The 13,040-nt window shown below is 63.8% G+C and carries 13 protein-coding genes; 4 read left to right on the top strand and 9 right to left on the bottom strand.

Going from position 1 to position 13,040, the window contains the following annotated elements:
- Nucleotides 1-45 precede the first annotated feature (45 nt).
- Nucleotides 46-942 (bottom strand): DoxX family protein, encoded by an 897-nt coding sequence (locus tag GFY24_RS38355; RefSeq protein WP_309231851.1) that lies wholly within the window; start codon nt 940-942, stop codon nt 46-48.
- A 134-nt stretch (nt 943-1,076) separates the two neighbouring features.
- Here GFY24_RS38355 and GFY24_RS38350 point away from each other — a divergent pair, with 134 nt between their 5' ends.
- Nucleotides 1,077-2,225 (top strand): PQQ-dependent sugar dehydrogenase, encoded by a 1,149-nt coding sequence (locus GFY24_RS38350; RefSeq protein WP_153810028.1) that lies wholly within the window; start codon nt 1,077-1,079, stop codon nt 2,223-2,225.
- Between the two features lie 122 nt (nt 2,226-2,347).
- Here the strand turns inward: GFY24_RS38350 and GFY24_RS38345 are convergent, their stop codons facing one another.
- Together GFY24_RS38345 and GFY24_RS38340 are read right to left on the bottom strand one after the other, a co-directional pair.
- Complete coding sequence (locus GFY24_RS38345) at nt 2,348-2,530, bottom strand: DUF397 domain-containing protein (RefSeq protein WP_309231850.1); 183 nt, start codon at nt 2,528-2,530, stop codon at nt 2,348-2,350.
- Nucleotides 2,527-3,426: a helix-turn-helix transcriptional regulator gene (locus GFY24_RS38340; RefSeq protein WP_153810027.1), complete on the bottom strand. Its 900-nt coding sequence runs from the start codon at nt 3,424-3,426 to the stop codon at nt 2,527-2,529. The genes GFY24_RS38345 and GFY24_RS38340 overlap by 4 nt, the downstream gene beginning before the upstream one ends.
- Before the next feature lie 506 nt (nt 3,427-3,932).
- Between GFY24_RS38340 and GFY24_RS38335 the strand changes: the two genes are divergently transcribed.
- Both GFY24_RS38335 and GFY24_RS38330 read left to right on the top strand, forming a co-directional pair.
- Complete coding sequence (locus tag GFY24_RS38335; RefSeq protein ID WP_153810026.1) at nt 3,933-4,178, top strand: hypothetical protein; 246 nt, start codon at nt 3,933-3,935, stop codon at nt 4,176-4,178.
- 327 nt (nt 4,179-4,505) lie between these two features.
- Nucleotides 4,506-4,793, top strand: a complete 288-nt coding sequence (locus GFY24_RS38330) for a hypothetical protein (RefSeq protein ID WP_309231849.1) — start codon at nt 4,506-4,508, stop codon at nt 4,791-4,793.
- A gap of 35 nt (nt 4,794-4,828) precedes the next feature.
- Here GFY24_RS38330 and GFY24_RS38325 read toward each other — a convergent pair whose 3' ends face one another.
- Nucleotides 4,829-5,272 (bottom strand): SUKH-3 domain-containing protein, encoded by a 444-nt coding sequence (locus GFY24_RS38325; RefSeq protein WP_153810025.1) that lies wholly within the window; start codon nt 5,270-5,272, stop codon nt 4,829-4,831.
- Nucleotides 5,273-5,274: 2 nt separating this feature from the next.
- On the bottom strand, nt 5,275-8,874 hold the full coding sequence (locus tag GFY24_RS43530; protein WP_153810024.1) for a YwqJ-related putative deaminase: 3,600 nt from the start codon (nt 8,872-8,874) through the stop codon (nt 5,275-5,277).
- A 74-nt stretch (nt 8,875-8,948) separates the two neighbouring features.
- Between GFY24_RS43530 and GFY24_RS38315 the strand changes: the two genes are divergently transcribed.
- Complete coding sequence (locus GFY24_RS38315) at nt 8,949-9,272, top strand: hypothetical protein (protein WP_153810023.1); 324 nt, start codon at nt 8,949-8,951, stop codon at nt 9,270-9,272.
- Here the strand turns inward: GFY24_RS38315 and GFY24_RS38310 are convergent, their stop codons facing one another.
- The 4 genes from GFY24_RS38310 to gatB form a co-directional block, all read right to left on the bottom strand.
- The gene (locus GFY24_RS38310; RefSeq protein ID WP_153810022.1) at nt 9,273-9,791 is read right to left on the bottom strand and encodes a YbaB/EbfC family nucleoid-associated protein; all 519 of its coding nucleotides are present in this window, start codon (nt 9,789-9,791) and stop codon (nt 9,273-9,275) included.
- A 69-nt stretch (nt 9,792-9,860) separates the two neighbouring features.
- The gene (locus GFY24_RS38305; protein WP_194853185.1) at nt 9,861-10,145 is read right to left on the bottom strand and encodes a hypothetical protein; all 285 of its coding nucleotides are present in this window, start codon (nt 10,143-10,145) and stop codon (nt 9,861-9,863) included.
- 126 nt (nt 10,146-10,271) lie between these two features.
- Nucleotides 10,272-11,258, bottom strand: coding sequence for a hypothetical protein (locus GFY24_RS38300; RefSeq protein ID WP_228567069.1), 987 nt, complete (start codon nt 11,256-11,258; stop codon nt 10,272-10,274).
- 261 nt (nt 11,259-11,519) lie between these two features.
- On the bottom strand, nt 11,520-13,034 hold the full coding sequence (gatB, locus tag GFY24_RS38295; RefSeq protein ID WP_153810019.1) for an Asp-tRNA(Asn)/Glu-tRNA(Gln) amidotransferase subunit GatB: 1,515 nt from the start codon (nt 13,032-13,034) through the stop codon (nt 11,520-11,522).
- Nucleotides 13,035-13,040: the final 6 nt, after the last annotated feature.

The following is a 13,040-nucleotide window of genomic DNA, read 5'->3' as shown; positions in this document are numbered from 1 at the left end:
GTGTGGATCCCGGCCAAAAGCATGCCGGGATGACGAGGGGCTGTGCTAGAAGGGGCCGACGCCTTCGAGCGGGTTACCGCCGTGGAGGTAGATGTAGGCGAGGATGGCGGCTGCTATCGACGCTACGAGGGCGGCGAGGGAGCCGAGGAAGGGGCGGGTGGCCCAGCCGCGGCCGCGGTCCAGGGAGAGGCGACCCGGGCCGGTGAGGATGATGGCCGCCGAAGCGCCCGCGAGGATGGATTCGATTTCCACCGAGACCTTTTCGGCCTTGTACTGGAAGCCGGGGGCCATGCCCTGCTTCCACAGCCAGGCGTCGATCATGACCGCCAGTACCGCGCCGGCGGCCAGCGGCGTGGCCAGGCCGAGCGCCACCAGGATGCCGCCGCCGAGTTCACCGGCGATGAGCAGGGGGGCGGCGAGGTCGGTGTGCTTCCAGCCGCCGTTCTCCATGGCGGTGCGGATGCCGTCGTAGCCGGGGCCGTTGAACCAGCCGGCCGCCTTCTGCAGGCCGTGGTAGACGAAGGTGCCGCCGACCACCAAGCGCAGCAGCAGAAGTCCGAGATCGAGGGTGCCGCGGCGTTCGTCGCCGCGGCGGCGGATGCGCGTGGTGGGTTCGGTGGCGCCGCCCGGGGCGGGCGGAATGCTGGCGAACGCGTAGGTGGGCGCGGTATCGGCGGCGGGCACGGTGGGTGCGGTGCCGTTGATGGCCTCTTTCATCTCCGCGTACAGCGGGACTTCGGGATCGAGGCCCAGTTCCTCATCGGTGCGCGGGGGCTCCTTGGTCAACTCCGACTTCTTCACGTCCGCCTTCACCGCGGTGGCGGCGAATTGTTCGGTCGGCGAGTCGAAAGGGCTGCGCACCGTTTCACCCGCCGGCCGTGGCGATGCGGGCGGTGTGCTGCCCGGCGCGTCGGCGGTGGGCTCGTTCGGCTTCTCGGTCACGCGGCCAGACTATTAGCCAAGGGCGCTCGACACACGGCTGTCGGGGGCGTGTCCACCGGCCAGTTCACGCCATGCGGCAGTTAGGAGCCACCCCGTCCGCGCATTCGTGCCGGGTTTTCCGTAACGTCTCAACCATGAGTTTGGTTGCCGCGGGCCGGTTCGGGGTGGGCGCACGGAGAATCGTGGTGGGCGCGCTGGCCGGCACCTTGTTGCTGTCGGGTTGTGCCCGGTTCGATGATCGCGCCTCCAGCCCGTTCACCACCGAGCCGAACTGGCAGGATGCCGAGCAGGGCACGACGAAGCCGACTGCGCCGAGCAGCACCGCGAAACGGCCGACGGCGCCGTGCGTGGATCCCGATCCGCTGGTGGTGGTTTCCTGCCTCGACACCACGGGTGGTCTGGTGACATTGCCGGACGGGTCGAGCGCGCTGGTGGGTGAGCGCACCACGGGCCGGATTCTGAAGGTGGTGGCCACCGATGAGGGCATGCCGCCCGCGCCGATCGAGGTGGCGCGACTGGATGTCGATGGTGCGGGTGATGGCGGGCTGACCGCATTGGCGTTGTCCCCCAGCTACTCCGAGGACGGTTTGGTCTACGCGTACATCACCACGGGCAGTGATAACCGGGTGGTGCGCATCTCCACCGACGGTGGTGTGCCGAAGCCGATTCTGACCGGAATTCCGAAGGGCTCCACCGGTAATCGCGGTTCGCTGGACTTCCATACGACGGACCGGATGCTGGTGTTGACCGGTGATGCGGGCAATCCGTCGTCGGCGGTCGACAACGGTTCGATGGCCGGAAAGCTGCTGAGCGTCAACTCCCCCGCGCCCGGTTCGAGCGCGGATGTGGTGCTCGCCGGAATCGGTGTGGCGGGTGGTGTGTGCTCGGATCATCAGGATTCGATCTGGATCACCGACCGCACCGCCACCGAGGATCGGTTGCAGCGCGTCGGTTCGGACGGTGTGGCGACCAAGGCGTGGAGTTGGCCGGATCATCCCGGGGTGGCCAATTGTGCCGCCGCCACCGATGGGGTGGCGATCGCGTTGACGAATCAGAAGGCCCTCGCAATCGCCAAGGCGGACAAGGACACTCACGCGGTCACCGCCGCGCCGTCACTGTTCGCGCAGGACAAGTACGGCCGCCTCGATGGCGCGGCCATCGGCGGTGACGGCAATATCTGGTCCTCGACGGTGAACAAGACCGACGGCCAGCCGAATCAGTACGACGATCGCGTGGTGCGGATTCCACCGCCGTCCAACGGCCAGGGTTCCGGACCGGATTAAACACTCGCTGGTATGCGCTCCGGGCGGTGTTCTGGGGCAGCGCGTAATTCGAGCGACAGCCGCGAATAGCGATGGCGCACGGCAGGATTGCCGTGCGCCATTCGGGGCTTTTGTGGGTCCGGCTACTGGCTCGCGAGGCGGATAAAGCCGGCCCACTGCTCCGGAGTGAAGAACAGCTCCGGCCCACCAGGGTTCTTCGAGTCGCGCACTCCGACAGCATCATCAGCGTGGTAAACCTCGACACACTGCTTCCCGCCTTCGGATCTGCTCGACTTGTACCACTCACCCTTATTCGGCTTCTTCACGCCGCGTACTCCTTCGCAACTCGAGACATGAGGTCTCTAGAGCCCTCCTCGGTCAACGCTACAGCCCGGAGGTTGTCGATCGCCTGCTGATATTCGTTGACCTCGTCCTCATGCTCGTGGAACGTACTACCCAGCGCGCCTTCGGCAAATACCACCGCGGGCAGGGGCATGCCGTGGGTGCTGTCGGGGAACCGCAGGAGTGAGAATCCCTGCATGGTCAAACCGCGATGGGCGCCTGCATAGAACGGGACAACCCTGATTCCGATGGCATCGCGCTCACCGATCTCAGCCAGCAACTGGAGTTGCGCGGCCATGACATGGGTGCCGCCAGGTTGGTGGCGCAACACCGCTTCGGACACGAACGCTTCAAGTTGGAATCCGTTGCCGTTCAGCCGCGATTTGCGTTGCTGCGTCAGCTCCAGACGGCGCTCCAGGTCAACTGCCGAGAGGTCCGGTTCGTTGATCAAGATGATCGTGCGGCGGTAGTCGGGCGTCTGCAAGAGGCCAGGGATAATGGTCGGCTGGTAAGTGATGATTGATTCCGCTGCGGACTCCAGGCGGAGGAACTTGGGGAAATTGGGGGCGATCTGGTCGGTGTACGACTTCCAGAAGCCTTTCGAAGTGCCTTGCAGCCGTTCAACTTTCGCCTGTTCCTTGACCTCTTCCCAAAGGCTGAGCGCCTCCACCCGATTCTGGTCGTCGACCTCGTAGAAGTCGAGAAGGCTTCTCAGCTGCATCGTGCTGACCTTTGTGCCCCAGCCGTCCTCGAGGCGCTGGATGGTCATGCGCGAGGTCTCCGCCTCCAGCCCTGCAGCCAGGAGCGTCTTGCCCACCCGCTCTCGCAACTCACGCATGAAGTTTCCGAACGCCCTGCGAGAGACCGTCGATCCGGTCATTTCTTAGCCTCGCTATCTGGAATTATTCGAAGTAAGCAAACCTGGACTGTGCGTGCACATTTCGTGCGTGCACACAGCGCACATGTTCAAAGTGTGCACCCGCCATATTCTCTCTGCATCACGCTGCGAACAGTTCAAAACGGCTCAGATAGGTGTCTACTTATCCCATAGCACCTGACGACGACAACGAAGAAGGCCGCCGCTCAGGGATTCAGCCGAAGAGCACTGGGAGCCGTAATGCCTTGGGATGCTTGGGTTTTGATCACACTCTTCGCGACCGCACTCATCATCGTTGCGGGCGCCCTCATCGAGGACATCAGAAATACCGGCAAATACGACGATTCACCGCCGCGGCCTGTTTCAGTCCGTGTCCGCGGCGGTACGAAGCTCGAAATGCGTGCAGCCAGTGTCGCCGGTCGGCATCGGAGGCACGCATGAGCTGGAGTAGCGAATACATAGAAACAGCAGGGGGACAAAGGAATATCCGCACAGCAAGGAGTAGGCCCGTGGAATTCTACGGTCCACGATTGGAAGACTGCGACGTTCGCGACGACGACATCGAGATGAACGCCGCCGAAGCGCTGGAGGCAATGATCCTTCATCGGGACTGCCACCCCGCCGTGTGTACCCGCCAGCAAGCGGCAACACGAATCATCTGCGTCGAGAAGGACCGGTACGCCGAACCGTCGAATGTCATCCCCCTCCACACCCGAAACTTCAAGGTGGTCGGCCATGTCAGCTGCGACCCCTAACCGGCATCCAGCACCAACCACCCCATGCCGCAACCTCGAAGACGCGAGACACGGTTCATATCGTCACTCATCGTGCGACGACACGTGCGAAGCCAAGAAGTACTACCGGAAATCCGTCAAAGAGATCGCTCGCGGCCCCTCCCCCGGCTGGAACATCTGGCGATCGACCAAATAGGCTCCCCCACAACACTTCTGCCGTGCCGAAGTCGCAAGCCGTGACCAACCACCTTCGTTGAGCAGGCTTACCGCCTGCGTCCAGCTCGGCTGTTGCGTTATGGGTACTGTGTGTATTGCTGAGGAACTGCGCGACAGAGGAGGCGACCGGACGTGCGGCGTGGCTATCCAGATCGGGAGCAGTTGCAACGCAGCTTCGAGCGCGTGCTGTCGATGGTGCTGAGCGGGAGCGGTGTCCCCAGCGCGAGCGGGCTCGACGACGAAACCAAAAATGCCCTGCGTGCGATCGGTCGCGCCCACCCGAACGCCACCGACGAACTCATGGAAGCTGCGCGATCTGCCTTCGCGGGACAGTTGGACGGCAGCAATACCGCACGCTGGCGGGCAGAGCGACACCGTGCACTAGCCGAACGCGAAGAGCGATCGAAGCGATCAGAGTAAGGGCGAAGCGCGAGGGCTCAATACCTGGTCTTGAATCACCCCTCTTCAACAGGCACAGGTGAATTGCCGAGAATCAGGGACTCGAGGGCCTCTGGGATCCGGCCGAATGAGGCGAGCCAATCGGCGACCAGATAGAGATCACCCGACTCGGACATTCCGAGGAAATAGCGGCCAGCATCGAGTTCACCTATCGGCGCGATTGACTCACCGACGACCTCGGCCCATTCGGCAAACCTGTCGTCCTCGCCCTCGACCAACATGGGATCCAACTCGAAAGGTTCACGGGCGGAGGTGATTCCCGGACCGGAGATATCGACGGCCAGCCCTCCAAATTCCTCGAGAAACCGATCTGCCGCCGCGTTCCACCTAAACCCGCCGGATTCCAGCCGCTCCCTCCAGCCGCTGGTATCAATCTGCCTGCCAGGCCACCATCCTGAAGCACGAAGGACGCGTTCGGTCTCGTCCGTGAACTGTGTCATAACTATTTCCCATCGTCGGTGATGAAATCCAGCAAATAGTGTTCCCGGAGAGGCTTACAGCTTTCGCAGGGGCCAACCGGGTGCCCATGCTTTGGATGGTCTGTATTACTGCGAACAATCTTGGCGGCGGCTTTGGCGCCGGTCGGATCCAATCCCGCGTCCAGGGCCTCCGATATGCACCGGGGAAGTCCGCAAGAGCCATGGCCGCGTCCCCGCTCCGTGACAGGAATGGCGTCCAGGATCCGCTGCACTTCTGGATGCAATGTAGTCGATTCACCCCGGAGGCTCGGTGCAGTAAACACCTCCCCACTTGCCAGCCGAAGTCCCTCCGCCACCGCTGGGCGGTTCTTAGACGGCGACCATGACACGCATTGGTCTGCTTCATGCTGCGTCGCATCGAGAAGCTCGGTGTCAGCTTGTTCCTCAATCGGCGTCGGGTGTTGCTCGCCTTCGGATGGAGTCGGCTCGTTCTTGTGTTCATCGGCCTGGGTGGGGTGCGTGTCTTGCGTATCGCGTAGCCGTGCCGCCCTATCCGGTTCGGGAGGGCGCTCCGAGTGTGGCTGGTCCAAGTCGGTTACGGGCCGACTCCTGGGTACGCGCTCGTCCTCCGACCGCCGACCATAGCGGTTCGGTTCGTCAGGAGCACTCGGGGTGTGGGGTTGTGAGTGAGCCGGCGCTGTCTCCGTTGGTGGCAGCAGGTCGTGGGCGTAGTCCACAAGGTATTTCGCAAGCGCGGGATCGTATTCGTTGAACGCTTGCCAGGCGGCTGCCGCGCTTTCGGGTTCGCGAAGGCCGAGGACGTCGAGTTGCTCAATGTACTGCCGGCGTAGGTTTGGCAGTTCGTCGACTCGCGCCAGGCCGTCGTGAGCGTTGAGGACTTCCCTTGCGCGGTTGCGTAACTCGTCGATGTTGTCGCGTAGTACCTGTGTCACCTTCGTCCGCGGCGACGCGGTATTTGGTTGGTGCGACTCGTCAGGCTTGTGAACTGGCGCTGAATCATTCGGCTCGGCCGCCGGCTGGTGTGACTCGGTGAGTTCAGGCTTTGCCGTGGAGGGGTGCTGCTCTGGTTGCGGCGTGGCTTTGTCCGGCTCGGTTCCGGAGCTTTCAGGATGGCCCTCGTTCGCTGGAAGATGCTCCGGCTCTCCAGTTTTCGGGGCGAAACTGTCGGATGGGCGTGCGCCGCCGGGGCGGGCAATGGTGTGTTCAGGGATGTGGGTGAAGCCGTTCGGGGCGATACTGTGCTGGCTGGCGTTGTCCAGGAGGTGCCAGTACAGGACCTTGGCCGGTTCAGTGGCGGCCTCGCCGTTGTATTCCACGTCCGTAAATGCTTCGGCCAGTGCCTCGTCGGCATTGAATCGGCCTTCTTCGTCAAAGCTGTAGCCGCTGAGTTGGTCGAGCCATTTCTCGACCGCCGCCTCATTCATACCGCCGCGAGTGGTCTCGTAATAGTTGTCCAACGCCTCCAATGCGGTATCGCTGGCACGTTCCTGGCCTTCGAAGAAGATGGCGTGTGCGAACTCGTGGACGAGTGTCGAATGGATCGGACGGTCACTGGAACCCGGTACCAGGTGGCCGTCTGCCTCGTCCGACGCCAACTCGCGGGCCATCTTTTCAGGATCGACGGCATAGTGCTCGTTCAGCACCAGCACGTCGGTGGTTACCAGGCCATCGGTGGAGTAATGCGGAATGGCTCCGGCGTAGTAGTCCAACTCGAGCGGTTCGATGGAGACCTTGGGCAGCTTCACGTCCGGGTAGCGGGACAGCATGTCGTCGACGGCGCGGGCGAATTCGCGTACGGCCTCCGGGTGCAGGTTCGGGTTGTCGAACCCGGCCGTCTCGACGTCCCATCGGCGAGCCAGCTCGTCCGAGACTTCCTTCGGGCTCATCCGCGACCAGTCGTCAATGGGACGCGGTGACCAATCGCCTTCGGCGGGTGGAGCTTCGGCGGGATGAGCAGCCTCGGGCTCGGGCGAATGCGAGTTGGATTCGCGAGGGAGCGCGGCTGGCCGTTCGCCCGCATTGGCCGCGGCGGCGCGAGCCGTAGGTTCGCTGGCGCGGTTGGTGGTGGGCGCGGGACGTTCGGCGTGTGGCAGCGGGGCGAGCGTCGGGTCGTGGATTGGCCGGCTGTCCGAGGGGTTGCCGCCGGATGGCGTTTCGTCCGTCGTCAGGCCGGTTGTACGGTCCCGTGTCGACTGTTCGGGCGCTGGCGCATCCGTGTCGAGTTTCGGACTCTCCTTGTGCGGCGAGGGATTCCCGGGATCCGCGAGATCCTGTTCGGGCGCAATGTCATTCGTCCGTGTCGGCGCATGGTCGGTGGGGGCATCAGGGATGGCGTCTGTCGGTCGTTGGACGGGTTCGGCTCGGCTGAGCGGAGATTCCGTTGCGGGCATGCCCGCAACGGGGCGAACATCGGCGGAGCGGTTGGCGGATACCGGCGCAGCCAGATCCTGTTTGCCCGCAGCGACATTCGCCTTCAAATCGGTCTGCGTGGTGCTTGCGCGGGCCGGGCTGTCTGTCGTCGGCCGACTGGGTGCGGTATCGCGGGGTGCGGTGGCGTCACCGGCACGGTCGTTGGACAGTGTCGGGCGAGTCGCATTTTCGGGGAGCTTGCTATCGCTAAACTTTGTCGAGCCGTCGAGTGGACGTGTGTGGTCGCCGGTCGGAGTGCGTGTCTCCGGCGCGCTGACAGCGCCCGGTCTCGCACCACTATCCACCACCGGCGCGTTCGCCCGCGCGGTGGTGACCTGCTGTCCGTTCTCGTTCGACAGCGGGTGAGTGGGCTGTTCGCCACCGGAGTTCAGGTGCAGATCTTGCGGTTGCAGGTGATTGGGTTGTTCCACCGCAACCGGAACCTTCGGGGCGGCGCTCGCTGGATGGGTATCCGAGCTCGTGCTGGTGTCATGCGTAGTGGGAGCAGTCGGTCCGTGTTCTTTGGAGAGCCCATGGTTCGCGCCGCCCATAGCGCCCATTGCCAGCCCGCCGATTAGGAGCTGGGGGTGGAAGGTTTTGTCGACCTTGTTCCAGTTGCCGTCGTTGTCGTAGAGCTGGGTTCCGAGCCCGGCACCGTACATCCCAACGGCACCCACAGCACCGCCAACTGTGCCGCTGACGAACTTGGTCGTGAACGGTGACACCCTGCTCTTGAGCAGATTGCCCATCAGCTCGTGCGCGGGACCGCCTGCCGCGCCACCCGCACCCCATTGCAGCGACGTCTGGAAGGTCTGCTTGAGGTCGAAGCCGTCGTCGCGATGGCCTTCGAGAATTTGCAAGCCCTGAGTTCCGGCATCGAGTCCAGCGCCCATAAGTCCTGCTCCGATACCGCCTTTCACGATCGCGGCGGGGTATCGGATCAACGGGCCGCTCGCGGCGATCCGCTCGTTCAACGCGGCGATCCGCTGGGCAGCCGGGGCGATCCTTTCGCCCAGCGGAACGATGATCTCGCGGGACAGCGGCTTGGCGAGGGTCTTCAACCCAGAGCGGGCGATGATCGCGGCGATGCGTTTCATCGCGTTCTGCGCGAATACGGCAAGCGTCTGTCGTGCGGCGGCGAGAACCGCGGGAGCGGCTGCCGATCCGGCGAATGACCACATGAGCGATGCCACGGTCGCGAGGGTGAGTAGTGCGAAGACCTCTGGATCTTCGTGTACTCGATTTCCGTTGCCGTGGAACGGGCGTCGTGGCCGAGACCTTGCAGGCTCTCGATCAGCTTGTGGATGGAGTGGTCTCCGCTGCCCAACAGGATGTTGAACTCGTCGGTGACAGCGACCGCACCATCACCGACGTAGTACTGCGGAAGCTGGCCGGTGATGCTTTTCAGGTCGGGTTCGAGCTTCTCGAGTTCCGCGGCAGCGTGGTTCCAGGCGTCGCCGAGCGCGAACAGCGCATCCTCATCACCCTTCGGGTACGCCATCCCGAAGTTGAGGGTCGTCATCAGCCAACCGGGAAGAAAATCCCCGCCGCCGGTACTCCATCCCATGGGTCTCGAGCCTTGGTCAGCTGATCACCACTCGGGGGCCGCGATACTCGACCGCCCCACGGATGACTGATCGTGCTCCCATTCCTCGACATCGGTAAAGACCACGGCGGGTTCGGGTTCCGGCTCGGCACGATCCGGAGAACCCGGTGGGGCCGTCGAGACCACCGGCGGCGTCGGAATCATGGTTCGAATGTCCGGCATGGCGGGAAAGAACTCGGACAGCGCGGGGATTCGAGCTTGCTCCTGATGCACGGCATCCACGATTTCCTGCGCCTTTTGCTGTACCTGCGCGGCAGCGTCCTGGGTGGCGGCGGTTACCGCGGCAGCGATCTCCGAATATGTGAGATCGTCTATATCCGAGGAGAATTCGGTCTTGATCACAATGCAGTCGGCATTCACGGTGATCGTGACCCGTCGACCGGCGGCGTGCGCGGTCGCGGTGAGACGAGCACGCTCCTGCTGAGCGCGAGCCATGGCCGACATCCCGCCCTGCACCAACTCGACCAACTCCGCGAGCTGTTCCTTCGCTACCTCGTTCGCCACGCTGAATTCCTCCCCCGCTCCGAGGACGGCTCGAAAGTCGTTGTCCCGAAGCCCCGGTACGCGTTCTTGTCAGGAACGGAAACTGTCGGTGTTGTTGGCTTCGGCGATCTCGAACGACGTTGCACCGTCACTCAAACCACCCGAGTACTTCCGCAGCCGGTCGGCTGTGTTGGTGAGCACATTCTCGAGTGCGGGCTTGCGAAGCTCGTAGCCGTTGTCGCCCTTGGCGAAATTATGGCCGTACTCATCGTCGCCCCAGCAGCCGTTATAAGCGGCCGCAGCTGAATCGAGAGCCGTGCGGATGGACTCGAGGCGAGCGGCCGCATCCTCGAGACCTGTTGCCGTGGAACGCATTCCGGCGACGCTGACTTCCACTCTGTCTACCATCTCAACCCCCACTGCGATGATCGGAGCAAACTCTCGTTGATCATACAGAGCCTGTAGCCGGAGGTTGGGCGGCGAACGGCGCAGTGTGGGTTCCTAATTCACGACTCCAGCCAATATCAGCTGATAGTAAGCATTGTCGAGATCGACGCCCTCGCCTACGAATGCCCTGGTCAGTAAAGTGCGTGTCACCGTACCGGTTTCGGCTGCGGCCACCAGGGCTGCGGCCCAAGCGCCGGACCTGCCCTCGGTCGAATCCGCGACGATATCGACCGCAGTGTCGCTGCTCCAGATTCCTGGGATCGCCGCACCGACCTGTTCAACAGATGGGGATTCGCCGCAGTACCACGCGGACCCATCCCACCAATAGCAAAAGGACAGCAAGCCGTTTGCCGCACGGGGATTCAGGACGGGATCGGCAACCCAATCCGGGGCACCTCTATAGAGCTGTGGTAACTGCTCGCCATCGTTGTATGCGGCATCGAGTTCCGGTGCGTCCCATACGCCGCCGGAGAGAATAGCCCGTCCGTTCGGCAGTCGGTGCAGGGTGGATCCGTCGCGCGTAGAACTCTCGAACCACCCCAGCGCGGCCGAGATGCGCGGCCCCCACGGCGAGTTCGCTGCCACGAACGCCGCGGAGATCACGCCCCAGCGAGCCCACATCATCGGAAACGGTGGCAGCGCAGCACCAATCGGAGTCGGCGCGGTCCCTGATGCGTTGTCAGTCGACGCCTGGACAGTCGCGATGCCAGGTGGACGAGTTTGGCGCTCTTCATGACCAACATATGCTGCGAGCCATACCGGAAGTCGCTTGCGCGGGTACGTCCCCATATCGGCGAGATATGCCTGGCGGGGAAACAAGTGGTCACCCGGAAAGGGTTCCGACCCGAAGTCGTACTCGAACCTGGCGTCAGCGGCGTGCGTGAGCGAGATCAGCACCCGCCACCAGGGGCCATCATCGGATTCTGCCGACTGATGCCGTAATTCGCGCAACATGGGAAGTATCGCTGCCGGCGGTCGGACGAGCAGCGCCTGCTGTCCATCGGATACGACGACCTGGGCTGCCTCATCACTGACTGTCAATGCGAAAGCCGCATCGAGTCGGCGACCATTCGACAGCAGAGCCGCAAGTTCGTCCGCGATGCGCCCGGTCAGATCCTTCGGGCGCTGAGTTGGTTCGGGAGCAGGGCTCGGCCCGGCCAGCGTGAAGCCGACGTCTGGTAGTTCAGTGGTCGAATTGTCCTGACTCACATCGCCCTCGGTATCGGAATCGCACACCGCACGTGGTTACCAATAACAATGGCGCACAGCAGGATTGCCGTGCGCCATTCGTCTGTTCAGTGACTATTCGGCGACGCCGCAGGCCGCGAGCACCAGTTCACGCACGCGCGCGGCGTCGGCCTGGCCGCGGGTGGCCTTCATGACGTCGCCGACGACCTTGCCCGCAGCCTGTACCTTGCCGGAGCGGATCTTCTCGGCGATGGCCGGATTGGCTTCCAGGGCCTTGTCGACCTCGGACTGCAGCGCGGAGTCGTCGCTGACCATGCCGAGGCCCTTGGACTCGACGATCACCGCAGGCTCGCCCTCGCCGGCGAGGACGAAGTCCACGACCTGCTTGGCGATCTTGTTGTTGATGGTCTTGGCCTCGACCAGTCCGGCCACCTCGGCGACCTGCTTGGGCGTGATGGGCAGATCTTCGAGGGCTACCTCGCGCTCCTTGGCCTTCTCGGTCAGGTAGGCAACCCACCAGGAGCGGGCGGCATCCACAGAGGAACCAGCGTCGACGGTGGCGATAATCAGGTCCAGCGCACCGGCATTCACCAGATCGCGGAACACTTCGTCGGACAGACCCCAGTCGGCCTGGATGCGGGCGCGGCGCAGCCACGGGTACTCGGGGATGGTGCCGCGCAACTGCTCGACCCACGCGGCGTCCGGTGCGACGGGCTCGAGGTCCGGCTCCGGGAAGTAGCGGTAGTCCTCGGCGGATTCCTTGGGGCGTCCGGCCGAGGTGCTGCCGTCGGTCTCGTGGAAGTGCCGGGTCTCCATGGTGATGGTGCCGCCGGAGGCGAGGACCGCGGCCTGGCGGCGCATTTCGTAGCGCACCGCGACCTCGACGCTCTTGAGCGAGTTGACGTTCTTGGTTTCGGTGCGGGTGCCGAATTCCTTGGCGCCCTTGGGCATCAGCGAGACGTTGGCGTCGCAGCGCAGCGAGCCCTGCTCCATCTTCACGTCGGAGACGTCCAGGGATTTGAGCACCTCGCGCAGTGCGGTCACATAGGCGCGCGCGACCTCGGGAGCCCGCTCGCCCGCGCCCTCGATCGTCTTGGTGACGATCTCGATGAGGGGCACGCCCGCGCGGTTGTAGTCCAGCAGCGAGTGCGAGGCACCGTGGATGCGTCCGGTCGCGCCGCCCATATGGGTGGACTTACCGGTGTCCTCTTCCATATGCGCGCGCTCGATCTCGACCCGGAAGATCGAGCCGTCGTCGAGCACCACGTCCAGGTATCCGTTGACCGCGATGGGCTCGTCGTACTGGCTGATCTGGTAGTTCTTCGGCTGATCCGGGTAGAAGTAGTTCTTCCGCGCGAACCGCCCCCACGGGGTGATGGAGCAGTTCAGCGCCAGGCCGATCCGAATGGCCGACTCGACGGCCTTCTCGTTCACCACCGGCAGCGATCCGGGCAGGCCCAAACACACCGGGCACACCTGGGTATTGGGCTCCGCGCCGAACTCGGTCGGGCAACCGCAGAACATCTTCGTCGCGGTACCCAGCTCGACATGCACCTCCATACCCAGCACCGGCTCGTACCGGCTGATGACGTCGGTGTAGTCCATCAAGTCGACCGTGGCTGCGCTCATGGCCAC

Origin of the sequence: Nocardia sp. SYP-A9097 (assembly GCF_009649815.1) — a bacterium.
Taxonomy (GTDB): domain Bacteria; phylum Actinomycetota; class Actinomycetes; order Mycobacteriales; family Mycobacteriaceae; genus Nocardia.
Note: the sequence above shows the minus strand (reverse complement) of the source record. Positions and strands in the feature narration are given on the sequence as shown.